Below are 16815 nucleotides of genomic sequence, written 5' to 3'. Positions count from 1 at the left end.
GGTGAGTCACGTGATACCGCAATATTTGATCGATTTTGATCTGCAGGATTTGCCGGTAGTAGAGACGGACGTAATTGTGGTCGGTTCCGGTATTGCCGGATTATACACAGCGATTGAAGGAAGCACTGACCGTAAAGTTCTGCTGATTACCAAGAAAACACTGTTGGAGAGCAATACTCGCTATGCCCAGGGTGGTATTGCTGCGGTGACCGCAGAGGATGATTCTCCGGCGTATCATCGGCAGGATACCTTGTTGGCTGGAGCCGGGCTTTGTTCTTCTACTGCTGTAGATGTACTGGTCAATGAAGGCCCGGCCGGTGTTCAGGAGCTGATCCGGTTAGGTACTATGTTTGATGTGGAGGACGGGGTGCTTGCTCTGACCAAGGAGGGGGCACATAGTCACCGGCGCATTCTACATGCGAACGGGGATGCGACAGGTTATGAAATTGTCCGTGCACTTTCCAAGCAGGTGGAACACCTTCCTAATGTGACTGTGTGGGATGATCATTTTGTTATTGACCTCGTTACTCGGGAAAATGAGTGCCTGGGAGCCCTGGTGCAAATGCCGGATGGCAGCCGTGTATTTGTACGGGGCCAGGCGACGGTGTTATGCTCCGGGGGTGCAGGGCAGCTGTATCGTTACACAACGAACCCGGAGGTAGCTACAGCAGATGGAGTTGCTATGGCTTATCGTGCCGGGGCTGAGATTAGGGATATGGAATTTATTCAATTTCATCCGACGGCGCTCAGCTATCCGGGCGCACCAAGGTTTCTAATCTCGGAGGCAGTTCGGGGTGAGGGTGCGTATCTGCGGAATATCAAAGGCGAACGTTTTATGGACCGATACCATGAACTGCTCGAACTTGCTCCGCGGGACATCGTTGCCCGGGCCATTGTCAGTGAAATGGAAGAGACAGGGTCGACGTTTGTCTATCTCGATATAACGCATGAATCGCCGGAGATGGTGAAGCACCGCTTTCCGACGATATATGAAACGTGTATGCGTTACGGACTTGATTTGACCACAGATTGGATTCCCGTGTCCCCTGCAGCGCATTATATGATGGGGGGCGTCAAGACTGGCTTGCACGGCGAGAGCAGTATTTCCCGGTTATTTGCTTGCGGGGAAGTATCGTCCACCGGCGTACATGGTGCCAACCGGCTGGCGAGTAACTCTCTGTCTGAGGCGCTAGTATATGGGCGGAGGATTGTGGACCAGATAAGACAGCTTCCGGAGACTCCTGCGGAGCCAGTACCGCTGTCTTTCAGCTGGCAGCGTAAGGAAGCGCCGTCTCAGGCGATTGTTGAACGCCGGCTGAAACTGCAGAAAGTTATGGTTCGGTATGCCGGCCTGCGACGCAGTAAGGATACCCTGCTGCGGGCAATTGACGATCTCAATCGTCAGCTGCCGCTGTTTCAGTCCGAACTGACGAAACGGGAGGAATATGAGTTCGCGAACATGCTCACGAGCTCTCTGCTGGTCATTCAGAGTGCGCTGCGTCGTGAGGAAAGCCGGGGAGCCCATTACCGGGAGGATTTCCCACAGCGGGATAATGAAGGATGGCGCAAGCACATTGTTCATGTTTGGGATCAAGGAATGACGGAGGAATTCAGTGATGATGTTTAATGGATATAATGAGAGCTTGGTGGACAATATCCGGGCTTGGCTTCAAGAAGATGTCGGATCAGGCGACATCACCACAATGACAACGATCCCTGAAGGGCATGAATCGAAAGCAATTATCCATGCTAAAGAGGCGGGGATTGTGGCAGGCATACCAGTCGCGGAACTCGTTTTTGACATTGTGGATCAGAGCCTTTCCTTTAAGGCCTATGTCCGGGATGGTCAGTGGGTGGATAAGGGGGATGTGCTGGCTGAGATTGAGGGCAGTACACACCGGATTCTGACTGGAGAGCGGCTTGCGCTTAACCTGCTGCAGAGACTATCGGGCATTGCTACGAAGACACGGGCATTTGTGGATGCTCTTGAGGGGTTGCCGACAAGGCTGGTAGATACCCGAAAAACAACTCCGGGCCATCGTATGCTGGAGAAATACGCAGTGCGTGTGGGCGGAGGAGCCAATCACCGGTTCGGTTTGTATGATGCGGTAATGATCAAGGATAATCATATTAAGGGAGCCGGGGGAATCACTCAAGCGGTCAGCCGTGCGCGTAGCAATATTCCGCATACCATGAAGATCGAGGTTGAAACGGAAAGCTTGGAGCAAGTGCAGGAAGCTTTAACAGCCGGAGCGGATATTATTATGCTTGATAATATGGATCCGGGTATGATGGCGGAAGCCGTACACCGGATTAAAACCGATGCACCTCATGTTACAATTGAAGCTTCCGGCAATGTAACGCTTGAGACCGTACGCACGATAGCAGCTTCGGGTGTAGATGTTATTTCCGTAGGACGGTTGACGTATTCTTTTAACAGTCTGGACATCAGCTTAGATTTAAACGCCAAGAAAGGAGGCGGAACATCATGATTTTGGTTGTAGACGTTGGAAACACAAATATTGTATTAGGTATTTATCAAGGAAAGGAACTCCTTCATCATTTCCGGATTAGTACCTCGCGTCAATCGACAGTAGATGAGTACGGAGTACTGATTCATAATTTGTTTCAAATGTCTAAAATATTGATAAGCGAAATAGAAGGGGTTATCGTTTCTTCGGTGGTTCCGCCGCTGGTGCGGGTGGTGGAAGAAATGTGCCTTAAATATATTAAGAAGGCTCCGCTTATTGTAGGCCCGGGAATCAAAACAGGTCTGAATCTCCGTTACGAAAATCCGAGAGAAGTCGGAGCCGACCGTATCGTTAATGCGGTAGCAGCTGTCGAGCAGTACGGGGGCCCACTGATCGTTGTGGACTTTGGAACGGCAACGACGTTTGATTGTATCGATAGTAAGGGGAACTATCTCGGGGGTGCGATTGTGCCGGGAATCGGCATAGCGACTGAAGCACTTGTTCAGCGCGCATCCAAGCTGCCCCGTGTTGAGCTGGAGAAGCCGAAGAAGGTGATTGGCCGCAATACCGTTCACGCAATGCAGGCAGGCATTATTTATGGTTACGCCGGCCAGGTGGATGGGCTTGTGAAACGAATAAAAGCGGAGATGGAAGCGGACAATGTGAAGGTTATCGCAACCGGGGGATTGGCTGAGCTGATCGCCAGTGAATCGGATTCCATCGATAAGATCGACGAAATGCTTACGCTGGAAGGACTGCGGATCATCTACGAACGTAACTAATTCGTAAGTCTCAAATTTTATATAAGGTCAAACAAATAGTAAAATGCAAGAGTTATATACAACGAGGGTTTTGTGAAATTTAACAACAAGAGAACAAGGAGGCTGTAAGATGGACAACCACAAAGACCGCATACTCCGGGGAACGGCGATGGGGGGCAAAATAAGAGCCTTCGCCGTACGAACAACGAACCTGGTAGAGGAACTGCGGCGCAGACATGACACTTTTCCCGTCGTAACAGCCGCTTTGGGCCGTACTGTCTCGGCTGCTGCCATGATGGGTAACATGCTGAAAGGGAAGGAGCGTCTCAGTATTCAAGTTCGCGGTGATGGCCCGATTGGTTTGATTGCGGCTGAAGCGAATGCACATGGAGAAGTTCGGGGCTATGTGAACAATCCTCATGTAGAGCTGACGAACATCAGACCAGGCAAAATGGATGTGGCTGCAGCCGTTGGAACAACCGGTTATATCCATGTCATTAAGGATTTTGGGCTGAAGGAGCCGTACCGTGGTAGTATACCGATCATATCCGGTGAGTTGGCAGAAGATTTTACGTATTATTTTGCCGTATCTGAGCAGACGAACTCCGCTGTCAGCCTTGGTGTCCTCGTTTCACCTGACTATACCGTAGCTAACGCAGGTGGGTTTATTATTCAGCTGCTGCCTGGTGTGACGGATGATGAAATTACAGAGCTGGAGAGAGCGTTAAGCCAGATTCCACCAGTTACAACACTTCTTGAAGAAGGACTTGAGCTCGAGGATATCTTACGTCGTATTTTGCCTGATGTAACCATTTTGGAAGAAACAGAAGTGCATTTTCACTGTGATTGCTCCCATGAACGTGTAGAGCGGGCTCTGATCAGTATGGGACGGGAAGAACTTGAACAGATGATCCGCGAAGATCGTAAGGCGGAAGTTACCTGCCACTTTTGCAATGAAGCATACACGTATGATGAAGATCAGCTAAAATCCGTTTTAGAGCGGGCCAAATCTTAAGGTATTGGGATGAGCAACCGTCATGACGAGACAAGAGAAGGGATTATGGGTAACCGTCATTGTCTTGACTGCAGGTGTGTTATTTATGGGGAGCTGGATATTTTTCTCCGGGGTTCTATTTCAGGAGGGGAATAATAAACCTGAACAAGATCCGCCTGTCGTCGCATCTGTGCAAGACAGGGCGATTACAGAAGTAGAGTGGACTGAAGAGCTAAAGAAGAGGTACGGCAGCGAAGTGTTGATGACGATGATGAACCGTCAGGTGGTTGCTCTGGAGGCTGATGCCACCAATATTGCGGTCACTCCTGAGGAGGTTGATCGGGAGCTTGAGCGGATCGGTCAGGGATACGGCTCGAAAGAACGGTTCCTGCAGGAAATGGAGCAGCAGCTCGGTCTGTCAGAAGAAATGCTGAAGGTCGAGACGGAATATAGGCTTACTTTGGAAAAAATAGCGACAGCTGACGTTAAAGTTGACGATGTGGAGATTGATCAATACCTGAGTCAGCATCTGGACCAATTCCATCCCAAAAAGCAGTTCAACCTATCCATCATTAAGGTGGATACGGAATCAGAAGCGGATGAAGTACTGGACCAGCTGGAGAACGGTGAGGATTTTGCCTCCCTTGCCGCTGAGGTATCTATTGATGAATATACCCGGGATAATGGAGGCGAGCTGGGATTGGTTGAAGAAGACGATCCCTTTCAGCCGGAGGCGTTGATGGAGACCGTATTATCTTTAAGCAAAGGGGATATCGCCGGTCCAATTAATCTGAAGGACAGCTATGCAATCGTTTATGTTGAGGATATCTTAGTTCCTGAAACGCCAGATGAGAATTTAATCCGGGAGACGGTACGTAAACAACTTGCGCTTACGCAGTCCGTTTCTCTTTCTGAGCTTGAGCGCCAGCTTCGGGACAAATATGCAGCCCGTATTGTGGCTGGTGTTCCTTTAGCACTACACAATAATTAATTAAAATAGGCCTTTGCAGCGGAGTGATTCCCTTGCTGCAAAGGCTTGTTTTGTTTGGTAAGAAATATTAAATGTTTTCTAAGGCAGACTATGCTGTTTCTTCTTATTGACAAGGATAAATAAGGTTGATAATATGAATATATAAAAACCTAGCGAATTACTCGGATATTAAGAAAGCGGAAGTCGGACATGATTTACAGACCAGCTTCTTCGTTTTCTCAATCATACAACTAGATAACCGGATATATACGAATTCTAAAGCGAATCAAGGGAGGGCTTCATTATGGCTAAAGTAGTGAACAGTGTAACAGAGTTAATCGGTGGAACACCACTTGTCCGTTTGAATCGGATCGTTCCGGAGGACAGTGCGGAGATATACCTGAAGCTGGAATACCAGAATCCGGGCTCGAGTGTTAAGGACCGGATTTCCATCAGTATTGTGGAAGAAGCCGAGAAAGAAGGCCGCTTGAAGCCGGGCGATACGATTATCGAAGCGACCAGCGGCAACACAGGCATTGGCTTGGCTATGGTTGCTGCGGCTAAGGGATATAAGGCTGTTATCGTTATGCCGGAGACCATGAGCTTGGAGCGTCGTAATCTGCTTCGTGCTTACGGAGCCGAGCTGGTTCTTACGCCGGGAGCTGAAGGCATGAACGGTGCGGTAAAGAAAGCGGAAGAAATTTTGCAGGAGAATTCAGGGTTTTTCATGGCTGAGCAGTTCAAGAACCAAGCTAACGTAAAAATCCACCGCGAAACTACAGGGCCTGAAATCGTAGAGGCTGTCCAATCCATTGGCGGTACATTGGATGCATTCATAGCAGGTATCGGTACGGGAGGAACGATTACGGGTGCTGGTGAAGTGCTGAAGGAAGCTTTTTCAGACATTAAGATTTACGCTGTGGAACCTGCAGCCTCCCCGATCTTGGCAGGCGGTAAACCGGGTCCTCATAAAATCCAGGGTATAGGCGCCAACTTTGTTCCCGAAATTCTGAATCAAGAAATTTATGATGAAATCATTCATGTTGAGAATGATGATGCTTTTGACACGGCTCGCCGAGTGGCGAAAGAGGAAGGTATTCTTGCTGGTATTTCTTCAGGGGCTGCAGTCCATGCTGCTCTGAAGGTCGCCAAGGAGCTGGGTAAGGGTAAACGTGTGGTTGCCATCATTCCGAGCAACGGAGAGCGTTACTTAAGTACACCGTTATACAATTTCGAGTCCTAATCCATTCTGATTTGAATGAATAGTTTACAGCCTTCAATGTATTTAAGCATTGGAGGCTTTTTCTTATGTTCATGTTTTTGCCCGTGAAAGCCATTCCATTAAAATATTCGAGAAGGCAGATGGTTTCGGGGTTTTCAAGTGGGGCAGGATACAGTATACTGACAGGCAACAGAACAGGCTTGCGGTCATTAGGGAGGATAAGCGTGGATAGAAAAATAGAGCTGGCTCAATGGCTTGATTGGGCAGATGAAGGTTGGTCCATGCTGCCTTATATGGTTCAGTTCCAGAGCCGGAAGGAAGGACTTCCTACAACTTGGGAACAAGCATGGAAGGCGGCTTCACCTTATGCCTTCGTGCTCGAAAGCGGCAAAAGCGGCAGATATACTTATTTGGGATTGAACCCGGTGTCGGTGTTAACGGGTAAAGGACTACACGGTGAGATAACAGACCTACGTACAGGCAAAACCCGGTATAGCGAGGGTAAACCGCTTCAGCTGTTAGAGAACTGGATGGGGAACCTCAAATCGCCCAGGGTACCAGGCTGGCCTGATTTTCGCGGCGGTTGTACGGGATTTATCGGATATGATGTGATCCGTTCCCTTGAGGACTTACCTTCGTTAGCGAAGGATAATGCAGGGTTTCCAGATTACATGTGGATGCGAATGGAAGAGGTCTGGATTTATGATCATCAACAGCAATCCATATATTGTACGGTGCATGTGCCATGGCTACCGGCAGAAAGCGGCGGCGTTTGTACGGAAGAACTTACGAGAATGTATGCGGACGCTGAGACTAAAGCCATGAGTATGATCGAGCAATGGAACACTTTCCTTGGCAATACAGCCGGTAAGGAAGATAGTTTGGAAGAGCGTAGTCGAATGTTGGCTAGAAGGAGTAAGGCTGCAGGTCTTGCAGGTCCACATGTGGAAGGTTGGGACCGGTTGGAAAGCGATTTTTCACAGGAGGCATTTCAACAGGCGGTGTTGTCCATACAGGAATATATCCGTCAGGGAGATGTGTTTCAGGTTAATTTGTCGCTGCGGAGGCATTTGAAGCTTAACTCCGATCCTGCGGATGTTTATGAGTGGCTGCGTCTGCTGAACCCTTCTCCGTACATGGGATATATCACTTCGCCGCGATTTTCGCTGGCCAGCGGTTCCCCAGAACTGCTCATCAAGCTGGATGGAGATCGTGTATCGGCAAGACCGATAGCAGGTACACGCCGCCGGGGAGCGGGACTGGAAGAGGATGCAGTCATGGAGGCTGAACTGACTGGGAGCGAGAAAGAGCGGGCCGAGCATATCATGCTCGTTGACCTGGAGCGTAATGATATCGGGCGTATTGCCGCCTACGGTACGGTGCATGTGCCTGAACTGATGACGGTGGAACGTTATTCTCATGTGATGCATCTCGTTTCCCAGGTTGAAGGACAGCTTGCCGACAATAAGGACGCATACGATGTCATCGCGGCAGCTTTTCCAGGTGGAACGATCACGGGTGCGCCGAAGATACGGACGATGGAAATTATTGAAGAGTTAGAGCCGGTTACCCGGGGGCCTTATACGGGGTCAATGGGGTGGATTGATTACAATGGCGATATGGAATTGAATATTATAATACGGACTCTGGCCGTTCAGGACGGGGTTGGATATATCCAGGCCGGAGCAGGTATTGTTATTGATTCCGATCCCTACAGGGAATACCGGGAATGCCATAATAAAGCCAAAGCGCTGATTGCAGCGGTCATGTGTAGTGAAGAAGAAGCCGCAGTAACGGCAGTAAAATAGGGGGAGTATATCATGATACTCGTGATAGATAATTACGATTCGTTTACGTACAATCTCGTTCAGTATTTGGGAGAGCTCGGCGAAGAGGTAAAGGTGTTCCGAAATGATGAAATCGACATTGCGGGAATTGAGACATTAGCCCCTGATCATATTCTGATATCGCCAGGTCCTTGTACCCCGAACGAAGCTGGAATCAGTCTTGAGGTTATTGAGCGATTTAAAGGGAGCATTCCGATCTTCGGTGTCTGTCTTGGTCACCAGGCAATCGGGCAGGCCTTTGGCGGACAAGTTGTCCGGGCCGAGCGTCTGATGCACGGAAAGACATCGCCGATTCATCATCTGGGCACTTCTGTATTCGAGGGGCTTCCAATTCCGTTTACAGCTACCCGTTACCATTCCTTGCTTGTAGAAAAAGAAACCCTGCCGGATTGCCTTGAAATTACGGCATGGACCGAAGAAGGAGAAATTATGGGGCTTCGGCATAAGGAGTATTCGGTAGAGGGTGTACAGTTCCATCCTGAATCGATTATTACCGACCATGGGCACCAAATGTTGCGCAACTTTTTGAAACGTACGGCGGGAACCAAGGCATGAGATTTATGGGAGTTGACGGTCGTGTAGTGGATACGGCTGAGGCCGTGGTATCCGTTATGGATCACGGCCTTTTATATGGCATGGGCTTATTTGAGACGTTCCGGACATATCAAGGAGAACCCTTTTTACTAGAACGCCATTTGAGTCGTCTTGCAGACAGCTGCAAAATGCTGGGGATTGCCTACAATCCAAATCCGGAGCGCCTGCGGGAATGGATTCTTCAGCTTATGTCGGCTAACGAGCTCGAGGATGCCTATATTCGTTATACGATTACGGCAGGTGTGGAGGCGCTTGGGCTTCCAGCAGGTGATTACACGAATCCAACGGAGCTGGTATATATTAAACCGTTGCCAGTGCTGCCGGATTCCCTTTATAAGAAAGGGAGAGCTCTGCAACTGCTCTCAACGCCGCGTAACACCCCGGAGACGGCCGTACGGCTGAAGTCGCTGCATTATATGAACAATATTATGGCCAAACGCGAGCTTCAAAGTTATCCGGATGCGGTACATCTTCAGGCGGAGGGGTTAATGCTGACCGGAAACGGCGATCTGGCTGAAGGTATTGTAAGTAACATATTTTTCATCAAGGATGGAAAATTATATACACCTGATGTTGATACAGGCATTTTGCCCGGCATTACCCGGGCTTTTGTACTTGAGCTGGCCAATCACCTTGGCATTCCAGCCGAAGAAGGTCGTTATACATGGGATGTATTAACTTACGCCGATGAAATATTTACAACGGGTTCGGTGCAGGAGCTTGTACCGGTGACAAGTTTATTGAGACACGGTGAGGAGAATGCTGTGGTGGGCAGTGGATTTGTGGGTCCTATCACGGAGCATTTACTGAAAACTTACCGACAGAAAGCAGGGCTATAGATGAAGACAACCATTTATGAACAAACATATGACTGCGGAGAGTCGCAGCTAAAGCTCGGGAATTCAACACTGATCATGGGCATTTTAAATGTAACACCGGACTCCTTTTCGGATGGAGGGCGTTATAACGAAACGGAACATGCTGTGAAACATGCTCTGCAGCTATTTGCAGATGGGGCCGATATTATCGATATTGGTGGTGAATCCACCAGACCTGGTCACGAGAAAGTAAGTGTAGATGAAGAGCTAAGTCGTGTGATTCCTGTAGTAGAAGCGATTCACCGTGAGGCGCCGCATATTCCTCTCTCGATCGATACGTACAAAGCAGAGATAGCGCGTCAGACCATCGAGGCAGGTGCGCATATTATTAATGATATTTGGGGGTTTAAAGAGGATCCAGATATGGCGGGTGTCGCTGCGGCTTTGGACTGCCCTGTTATTCTTATGCATAACCGTAAAAATCGGGATTACACTCATTTGATTGAAAATGTGAAGTCAGATCTAATGGAAAGTGTGAAAATTGCTCTGGAAGTCGGAGTAAAAGGCAGCCGTATTATTTTAGACCCGGGAATCGGTTTTGCGAAGGATTATGATGAGAACATGAAGGTCATGATGGCATTAGATGAGCTGGTAGGCCTCGGTTACCCGGTTCTTCTGGCTACTTCACGCAAAAAATTCATCCGTACTGCACTGGACCTTCCGGTGGATGATGTTGTTGAAGGAACGGCGGCTACCGTAGCCTATGGAATTGCACAGGGCTGCCAGATCGTTCGAGTTCATGATGTGAAGCAGATCAAACGTACGGCGCGTATGTGTGATGCCATGCTGTATGCTTCGGCGGGACTTCAGCGGGTATAAATAGGAAGTACAACCTCAACTATGGAAGGGCGGAACAAGGAATGGACAAGATGATTTTGCGCGGAATGGAGTACTATGGATACCATGGTGTATTTGAGGAAGAGCGGAAGCTCGGGCAGCGATTTTATGTAGATCTTGAGTTGGAGCTCGATTTGAGCAAAGCCGGAGCAACGGATGACCTGACCCAAACGGTAAATTATGCCGAGGTGCATGAGCTGCTGCAAGGGATTATGCGGGATGAGTCTTTTAAGTTAATTGAAGCTTTAGCGGAGCATATTGCATCTAAGGTACTTGACACTTATACTAATATCGATGCTTTAACGGTTAAGCTAACAAAGCCGCATCCACCGTTTGATATTCATTTTGAAGGTGTCACCGTAGAGCTGCACCGGACCAGAAAGTGAGATATACCATGAATTCACATACTACCTCTGAGACTTCAGAGGCTTATATTGCTTTAGGGGCTAATCTGGGAGACCGGGAAGCGACGCTGATGGAAGCTCTGGAACTGCTGGATTCACAACCTGGTATTACCGTACTTCGCTGTTCCAACTTATATGAAACAGAGCCGGTCGGATATGTAGATCAGCCGATGTTCCTGAATATGACGGCTACTGTGGCTACATCGCTTGAACCGCATTCGTTTTTGGAAGTAATGCAGCAGATTGAACAACGGCTCGGAAGGGTTCGCCATATTCACAATGGACCACGTACTGTCGATCTTGACCTTCTGTGGATGGACGGAAAAAGGCTCGATACGCCGGACCTAATCCTTCCGCATCCTCGTATGCATGAGAGGGCATTTGTATTAATGCCGCTTGCCGACATCACTCCCAAAGATGAGCCTTCCGGTTTATTTACTACGGTTAAGACAGCGATTGAGAACCTGGATGGAAAGGAAGGCATACAGCTTTGGAAAACATGCAGCTGGCGCAGCGTATCCGCGCTTTCCGAAAATTAAAGGGCCTTACCCAACATGAGCTGGCAGCACGAACCGACATCTCATTAGCTGTGCTCGGGGCGATTGAGCGTGGCAACCGCCGCGCAGAAGAACAAATTTTAGTTAAAATTGCGGAGGCCTTGAACATTACTCTACAAGAGTTGAAGGAACGCAGTTGAGTTGAAAATATATAAATGAAAAACAAAGGAGTGACAAAAGAACATGTTGAAAATTGGACATATCGAGATGAAAAATCAGGTCGTACTTGCCCCGATGGCGGGTGTGTGCAACCCGGCTTTTCGCTTGATTGCCAAAGAATTTGGCACAGGGCTGGTCTGTGCCGAGATGGTGAGTGGCAAAGCGATTGTTCACGGCAACAAGCGGACGCAGGAAATGCTGTTTGTTGATGAACGAGAGAAGCCGATGAGTCTGCAGATTTTTGGAGGAGACCGCGAATCGCTCGTGGAAGCGGCAAAAGTGGTGGACCAGCAGACCAATGCTGACATTATCGATATCAATATGGGCTGCCCCGCACCCAAGGTAACGAAGGTTGATGCAGGAGCACGCTGGTTGCTAGATTCGAATAAAATTTATGAAATGGTATCGGCAGTTGTGGATGTCGTTAATAAACCGGTAACGGTTAAAATGCGCACAGGCTGGGACAGCGATCATATTTATGCGGTTGAGAACGCCAAAGCTGTGGAACGTGCCGGCGGTCAAGCCGTGAGTGTTCACGGACGTACTCGGGAGCAGCTGTATACCGGACACGCGGACTGGGACATTATAAGACAGGTAAAGGAAGCTGTATCCATTCCTGTTATCGGCAATGGCGATGTGGTAACACCGGAAGATGCTCGGCGGATGCTCACGGAAACGGGCTGTGACGGCGTGATGATCGGACGTGGAGCGCTCGGCAACCCATGGATGCTCTACCGTACTGTGGAATATCTGAAGACGGGTGAACTTCTTCCTGATCCATTACCACAGGAGAAAATCCGGATAGCGATCTTGCATATGGACCGTCTGATTGCTCTTAGAGGAGAAGACGTTGCTGTCAGGGAAATGAGAAAACACTTGTCCTGGTATTTGAAGGGGCTTAAAGGCTCCGCCCGGATTAAGGACGTTATTATGGAAGAAACGAAGCGGGACGAGATGGTTAGTCTGTTGACTAATTTTGTCGATCAGTTGGAGTCCTTCGATGATGCAACGAAGAGTGCATATCCGCAAGCAGCTACAGCGATGTAATAAGCAGAACACCTTTTGCGCACCTAGGGCTAACGATAGCGTTTTCATTCGTGCGAGGGCGTTCATTGACTTTTTGAAATGGTTACCATATAATTTTTCAGTATAAATTCGCCTTGATATACAGCAAGCATCAGGGGAAAGTTCTTATCCCCAAAGATTCGCATATAGTATGGTGGTATGGTGATTTAAATTATCTACATGACAGGAGAATCGGTTAAGATGAGCGATAAAGAAGTCATTCTTACACAGGATGGTCTGAAGAAACTGGAGGACGAACTCGAGAATCTGAAGTCCGTTAAACGGCGTGAAGTCGCGGAACGTATCAAGGTAGCCATTGGTTATGGTGATATTAGTGAGAACTCCGAATATGAAGACGCCAAGAACGAACAAGCCTTTATCGAAGGCCGTATCATTACGCTGGAAAAATTGCTCCGCAACGCGCGTATCATCAATAACGACGATATCAATACCGACGTCGTTAATGTAGGCAATACGGTTATTGTTGAGGATTTGGAGTATGGTGATACAATGGAATATACAATCGTCGGTACGGCGGAATCCGATCCGCTCAACAATAAGATTTCCAACGAGAGTCCTGTTGGTAAAGCGATTATTGGCAAGCAAAAAGGGTCAGTGGTCGACGTTAACGTTCCAGCCGGCGTCATTCAATATAAAATCGTAGAAATTAAGAAGTAAGTTGGAATGAGCGTGGAAGCTTCCTTTGGGGGGCTTTTTTCGCTATTTACATATGGGACTGTCCAATAGGTCAGGACTTAAAATCTGAGTGTTTGTGTTGGTAGGTATGGCCGAGTATGATTCGGCCGACGCGAGAATGAAGGAGATGAATCGACGATGACGGAAGAAATGAACAATCAGGAACAAGAACAGGAACTAAGTGAGCTGCTGCAGATTCGCCGCAATAAATTGGACGAGCTTCGCAAGCTGGGAATTGACCCATTCGGCGGTAAATATGAAAGAACAGATCATGCCGGAGATATTCTGAAGCAGTATGATGCTTTAACTAAAGAGGAATTGGAAGAGAAGCAGGTTGAAGTTAACCTTGCTGGCCGGATCATGGCAAAACGCGGTATGGGTAAAGCCTCCTTTGCTCACATTCAGGACCTGAGCGGACGGATTCAGATTTATGTGCGCCAAGATTCGGTTGCTGAAGAGAAATACCAAGCTTTCAGCATTTTGGATTTGGGAGATATTATTGGTATCAGCGGTACACTCTTTAAGACCAAAACAGGGGAAACCACGATTAAGGTTAAAAACTTGGAAGTTCTCTCAAAGTCGTTGTACCCTCTTCCTGAGAAATTTCACGGTTTGAAGGATGTGGAGCTTCGTTACCGTCAGCGTTACGTCGATCTTATTATTAATCCGGAAGTCCAAAAGACGTTCATTACCCGTTCCAAGATCATTCAATCGATGCGACGCTATTTGGATTCGCTCGGTTATTTGGAAGTGGAAACACCAACCCTTCACGCCATCGCCGGTGGTGCAGCTGCACGTCCATTTATTACGCATCATAATGCGCTGGATATGGAATTGTATATGCGTATTGCGATTGAGCTTCACCTGAAACGCCTAATTGTAGGCGGTTTGGAGAAGGTTTATGAAATTGGACGTGTATACCGGAATGAAGGTATTTCAACACGCCACAATCCGGAATTCACGATGATCGAGCTGTATGAAGCATATGCGGATTATAAAGATATTATGGCATTGACCGAAAATCTTATTGCTCACATTGCCCAAGAAGTTCTTGGAACTCAAGTTATCTCCTATCAGGGACAGGAAATTGATCTGACGCCGCAATGGCGCCGTGTCTCCATGGTAGATGCAGTTAAAGAAGTAACGGGTGTAGACTTTGGTGTGCAAATGTCGGATGAAGAAGCTCACCGTCTAGCTAAAGAACATAAAGTTCCTGTTGAACCGCATATGACGTTTGGACATATTCTGAACGCATTCTTCGAGCAGTTTGTGGAAGAAACACTCATTCAGCCGACGTTTGTAACTGGTCATCCGGTAGAGATTTCACCGCTAGCGAAAAAGAACGATGAAGATCCGCGATTTACGGATCGTTTCGAATTGTTCATCGTAGCGCGTGAACATGCGAATGCTTTCTCCGAGCTGAATGATCCGATCGATCAGCGTCAACGCTTTGAGGGGCAACTTCAGGAGCGCGAGCAGGGTAATGATGAAGCACATGAAATGGATGAGGATTTCCTTCGTGCGCTGGAGTACGGTATGCCGCCTACAGGAGGACTTGGTATCGGTGTGGACCGTCTGATCATGCTGCTCACCAACTCTCCGTCCATCCGTGACGTACTGCTGTTCCCTCACATGCGGAACCGTACACAAGACTAATCAAATATTGTTTATACAAAAAGGAACAGCCTGTGCCATTTGTTTGGCGGCTGTTCCTTTTTTATATGCATCTCTAAGTATAGATATTCTATCTAGGAAGACTGTTATTTTTGTGTCTTTCTGCAATCACTAAGGACGACATATAGACTGTAAATGACGGTTTACGGCAGACTCTATTTTTTCCTTGGTAAGCACCTCAGGTCTAAGAACGGCATGAATGGCCAAACCATCGATAAGGGCATAGAACCGTTCAATTTCAATATCATAGTCCAGATCGGGCAAGGCTAAATTTTGATCGGTCAACGCCTGAATGATCATAACGAACATTTGGCGCATATCGTCATCTACTTGTTTACGCAGTACCGCTAGTGAGGGGTCGGACATCGACTTTACAACAAAAGCAAACCACACCTCCATTTCGGGAATTGTTTCTTCATTTAAAGGCAATATCTGCTGAACAAGCACCGGAATGTCTGTCAGAAGCTCTCCTGTAAAAGCGATATTCTTAATCCGGAGGTTTACTCTTTCCGACACGAGTTTCATGGAGTACATGTAGAGCTCCGACTGAGATGAGAAATAGTGGCGCATGGATCCAACGGAAAGACCGGCTTCTTCTGCAATATTGCGGACGGAGGCTTGCTCCATGCCGTTCTTACGAATCACTCTCCAAGCAGCTTCTGCCACTTTCTCTTTTTGAAGTTCATGATCAACTATTTTTGGCATGTCTTTATTATATCATGGTTGTTTTATTTAACACACATGTGTTATATTGTTTTTAATACAATCGTTCTAAATAAACAATCTGATCAAGGGGAGAGGTACTGTACGATGATTGGAGCTTTGATTATTGGCTGTGAAATTGCTTTTTGGATTTTTGTGTTATCGGGTCTTAGCGCAAGATATATTTTTGGATGGAAAAAAGCTGGTGGTATACTGCTGCTTTGCACTCCCGCAATCGATTTGCTTCTCATTGTGGTTACGGTCATTGATCTGAAGAATGGAGCGAAAGCCGAACTGGTGCATGGCCTGGCAGCTATATATATTGGAGTAACGATCGCTTTCGGACATCGAATGATTAAGTGGGCGGATCAGAGGTTTGCTCACCGATTTGCGGGAGGACCTAAGCCTGAAACCAGACCGAAGTACGGAAAGAATCGTGCACAATGGGAAAGGCAGGGCTGGTATCGGCATTTACTGGCTTGGGTACTGGGAGCTCTCCTATTAGTAGGAATGGTAATGATAGTAGGAGATGCATCGCGAACGAAAGAACTTGAACGAATTGCTTTTGGCTGGGCTGGCGTTGTAGTCATTGATTTTGTAATTAGTTTTAGTTACACGCTATGGCCTAAAAAGGAAGCTCGAGAAGGTTAGCGAATATTTAGTGATGACAAAGAAAAGAGCTATCTTTTACTGTATAACTTTACCACTTAAAAAAATTGCAATTAGGGGTTGCCTATCGCGCCAATCATATGGTATATTATATTTCCGGCCGAGAGATACGGTCGACACACGACAAACGAATAGCAAGTCAAAATGAATTGATGAAAATTAAATTCAAAAAAAAGCTTGCCAAACTCGATAGAGTGTGATATATTATAAGAGTTGCTGCTGCGAACGAGATTCGCCGGTAACACTGAAGAAGTTGACCTTTGAAAACTGAACAACGAGTGAGTTAAACCGATCTTACTTCGGTAAGATCATAAA

Annotated in this window: 18 protein-coding genes; 17 read left to right on the top strand and 1 reads right to left on the bottom strand. The window is 47.6% G+C overall.

What is annotated here, in order from left to right:
* Positions 1 to 10: 10 nt before the first annotated feature.
* The 16 genes from nadB to lysS all read left to right on the top strand — a co-directional run bounded on the left by nadB (position 11) and on the right by lysS (position 15111).
* The gene (gene nadB, locus B9N86_RS29040) at positions 11 to 1627 is read left to right on the top strand and encodes an L-aspartate oxidase (RefSeq protein ID WP_208916713.1); all 1617 of its coding nucleotides are present in this window, start codon (positions 11 to 13) and stop codon (positions 1625 to 1627) included.
* A complete protein-coding gene (gene nadC / locus B9N86_RS29035) occupies positions 1617 to 2492 on the top strand; it encodes a carboxylating nicotinate-nucleotide diphosphorylase (RefSeq protein WP_208916711.1) in 876 nt (291 codons plus the stop codon). Before nadB ends, nadC begins: the two co-directional genes overlap by 11 nt.
* Positions 2489 to 3253, top strand: a complete 765-nt coding sequence (locus B9N86_RS29030) for a type III pantothenate kinase (RefSeq protein WP_208916709.1) — start codon at positions 2489 to 2491, stop codon at positions 3251 to 3253. The genes nadC and B9N86_RS29030 overlap by 4 nt, the downstream gene beginning before the upstream one ends.
* A 109-nt stretch (positions 3254 to 3362) precedes the next feature.
* Complete coding sequence (hslO, locus tag B9N86_RS29025) at positions 3363 to 4247, top strand: Hsp33 family molecular chaperone HslO (protein WP_208916707.1); 885 nt, start codon at positions 3363 to 3365, stop codon at positions 4245 to 4247.
* 22 nt (positions 4248 to 4269) lie between these two features.
* A complete protein-coding gene (locus B9N86_RS29020; RefSeq protein ID WP_208916705.1) occupies positions 4270 to 5217 on the top strand; it encodes a peptidyl-prolyl cis-trans isomerase in 948 nt (315 codons plus the stop codon).
* Between the two features lie 283 nt (positions 5218 to 5500).
* A complete protein-coding gene (gene cysK / locus B9N86_RS29015) occupies positions 5501 to 6439 on the top strand; it encodes a cysteine synthase A (RefSeq protein ID WP_208916703.1) in 939 nt (312 codons plus the stop codon).
* Positions 6440 to 6642: 203 nt separating this feature from the next.
* Positions 6643 to 8226 carry an anthranilate synthase component I family protein gene (locus B9N86_RS29010; protein ID WP_244562887.1) on the top strand — a complete coding sequence of 528 codons (1584 nt, stop codon included), beginning with the start codon at positions 6643 to 6645 and terminating at the stop codon, positions 8224 to 8226.
* 12 nt (positions 8227 to 8238) lie between these two features.
* Positions 8239 to 8820, top strand: coding sequence for an aminodeoxychorismate/anthranilate synthase component II (gene pabA, locus B9N86_RS29005; RefSeq protein WP_208916701.1), 582 nt, complete (start codon positions 8239 to 8241; stop codon positions 8818 to 8820).
* Positions 8817 to 9698 (top strand): aminotransferase class IV, encoded by an 882-nt coding sequence (locus tag B9N86_RS29000; RefSeq protein ID WP_208916699.1) that lies wholly within the window; start codon positions 8817 to 8819, stop codon positions 9696 to 9698. Before pabA ends, B9N86_RS29000 begins: the two co-directional genes overlap by 4 nt.
* A complete protein-coding gene (gene folP, locus B9N86_RS28995; RefSeq protein WP_208916697.1) occupies positions 9699 to 10556 on the top strand; it encodes a dihydropteroate synthase in 858 nt (285 codons plus the stop codon).
* 41 nt (positions 10557 to 10597) lie between these two features.
* Positions 10598 to 10960, top strand: a complete 363-nt coding sequence (gene folB / locus B9N86_RS28990; protein ID WP_208916695.1) for a dihydroneopterin aldolase — start codon at positions 10598 to 10600, stop codon at positions 10958 to 10960.
* Between the two features lie 8 nt (positions 10961 to 10968).
* On the top strand, positions 10969 to 11517 hold the full coding sequence (gene folK / locus B9N86_RS28985; protein WP_208916693.1) for a 2-amino-4-hydroxy-6-hydroxymethyldihydropteridine diphosphokinase: 549 nt from the start codon (positions 10969 to 10971) through the stop codon (positions 11515 to 11517).
* On the top strand, positions 11469 to 11675 hold the full coding sequence (locus B9N86_RS28980) for a helix-turn-helix domain-containing protein (protein ID WP_208916691.1): 207 nt from the start codon (positions 11469 to 11471) through the stop codon (positions 11673 to 11675). The genes folK and B9N86_RS28980 overlap by 49 nt, the downstream gene beginning before the upstream one ends.
* A 43-nt stretch (positions 11676 to 11718) precedes the next feature.
* Entirely contained in the window at positions 11719 to 12741 is a 1023-nt protein-coding gene (dusB, locus tag B9N86_RS28975) for a tRNA dihydrouridine synthase DusB (RefSeq protein ID WP_208916689.1), read from the top strand.
* A 219-nt stretch (positions 12742 to 12960) separates the two neighbouring features.
* Complete coding sequence (gene greA, locus B9N86_RS28970) at positions 12961 to 13437, top strand: transcription elongation factor GreA (RefSeq protein ID WP_208916688.1); 477 nt, start codon at positions 12961 to 12963, stop codon at positions 13435 to 13437.
* Positions 13438 to 13593: 156 nt separating this feature from the next.
* Complete coding sequence (gene lysS, locus B9N86_RS28965) at positions 13594 to 15111, top strand: lysine--tRNA ligase (protein ID WP_208916687.1); 1518 nt, start codon at positions 13594 to 13596, stop codon at positions 15109 to 15111.
* Between the two features lie 129 nt (positions 15112 to 15240).
* On the opposite strand, the gene B9N86_RS28960 is transcribed toward lysS, so the two are convergent.
* Positions 15241 to 15834 (bottom strand): TetR/AcrR family transcriptional regulator, encoded by a 594-nt coding sequence (locus B9N86_RS28960; protein ID WP_208916686.1) that lies wholly within the window; start codon positions 15832 to 15834, stop codon positions 15241 to 15243.
* A gap of 105 nt (positions 15835 to 15939) precedes the next feature.
* On the opposite strand from B9N86_RS28960, the gene B9N86_RS28955 reads away from it, so the two are divergent.
* Positions 15940 to 16482 (top strand): hypothetical protein, encoded by a 543-nt coding sequence (locus B9N86_RS28955; RefSeq protein ID WP_208916685.1) that lies wholly within the window; start codon positions 15940 to 15942, stop codon positions 16480 to 16482.
* The last annotated feature ends 333 nt before the right edge of the window (positions 16483 to 16815 follow it).

The sequence above is a fragment of the Paenibacillus uliginis N3/975 genome, from assembly GCF_900177425.1.
In the GTDB taxonomy this organism is placed as follows: domain Bacteria; phylum Bacillota; class Bacilli; order Paenibacillales; family Paenibacillaceae; genus Paenibacillus_AQ; species Paenibacillus_AQ uliginis.
Note: the sequence above shows the minus strand (reverse complement) of the source record. Positions and strands in the feature narration are given on the sequence as shown.

Excerpts from the sequence above, each read along its gene's own strand:
- nadC (WP_208916711.1), top strand. The coding sequence starts at position 1,617 with ATGATGTTTAATGGATATAATGAGAGCTTGGTGGACAATATCCGGGCT.
- greA (WP_208916688.1), top strand. The coding sequence starts at position 12,961 with ATGAGCGATAAAGAAGTCATTCTTACACAGGATGGTCTGAAGAAACTG.
- cysK (WP_208916703.1), top strand. The coding sequence starts at position 5,501 with ATGGCTAAAGTAGTGAACAGTGTAACAGAGTTAATCGGTGGAACACCA.
- folK (WP_208916693.1), top strand. The coding sequence starts at position 10,969 with ATGAATTCACATACTACCTCTGAGACTTCAGAGGCTTATATTGCTTTA.
- dusB (WP_208916689.1), top strand. The coding sequence starts at position 11,719 with ATGTTGAAAATTGGACATATCGAGATGAAAAATCAGGTCGTACTTGCC.
- hslO (WP_208916707.1), top strand. The coding sequence starts at position 3,363 with ATGGACAACCACAAAGACCGCATACTCCGGGGAACGGCGATGGGGGGC.
- B9N86_RS29000 (WP_208916699.1), top strand. The coding sequence starts at position 8,817 with ATGAGATTTATGGGAGTTGACGGTCGTGTAGTGGATACGGCTGAGGCC.
- folB (WP_208916695.1), top strand. The coding sequence starts at position 10,598 with ATGGACAAGATGATTTTGCGCGGAATGGAGTACTATGGATACCATGGT.
- B9N86_RS29020 (WP_208916705.1), top strand. The coding sequence starts at position 4,270 with ATGACGAGACAAGAGAAGGGATTATGGGTAACCGTCATTGTCTTGACT.
- B9N86_RS28955 (WP_208916685.1), top strand. The coding sequence starts at position 15,940 with ATGATTGGAGCTTTGATTATTGGCTGTGAAATTGCTTTTTGGATTTTT.
- pabA (WP_208916701.1), top strand. The coding sequence starts at position 8,239 with ATGATACTCGTGATAGATAATTACGATTCGTTTACGTACAATCTCGTT.
- B9N86_RS28960 (WP_208916686.1), bottom strand. The coding sequence starts at position 15,834 with ATGCCAAAAATAGTTGATCATGAACTTCAAAAAGAGAAAGTGGCAGAA.
- folP (WP_208916697.1), top strand. The coding sequence starts at position 9,699 with ATGAAGACAACCATTTATGAACAAACATATGACTGCGGAGAGTCGCAG.
- B9N86_RS29030 (WP_208916709.1), top strand. The coding sequence starts at position 2,489 with ATGATTTTGGTTGTAGACGTTGGAAACACAAATATTGTATTAGGTATT.
- lysS (WP_208916687.1), top strand. The coding sequence starts at position 13,594 with ATGACGGAAGAAATGAACAATCAGGAACAAGAACAGGAACTAAGTGAG.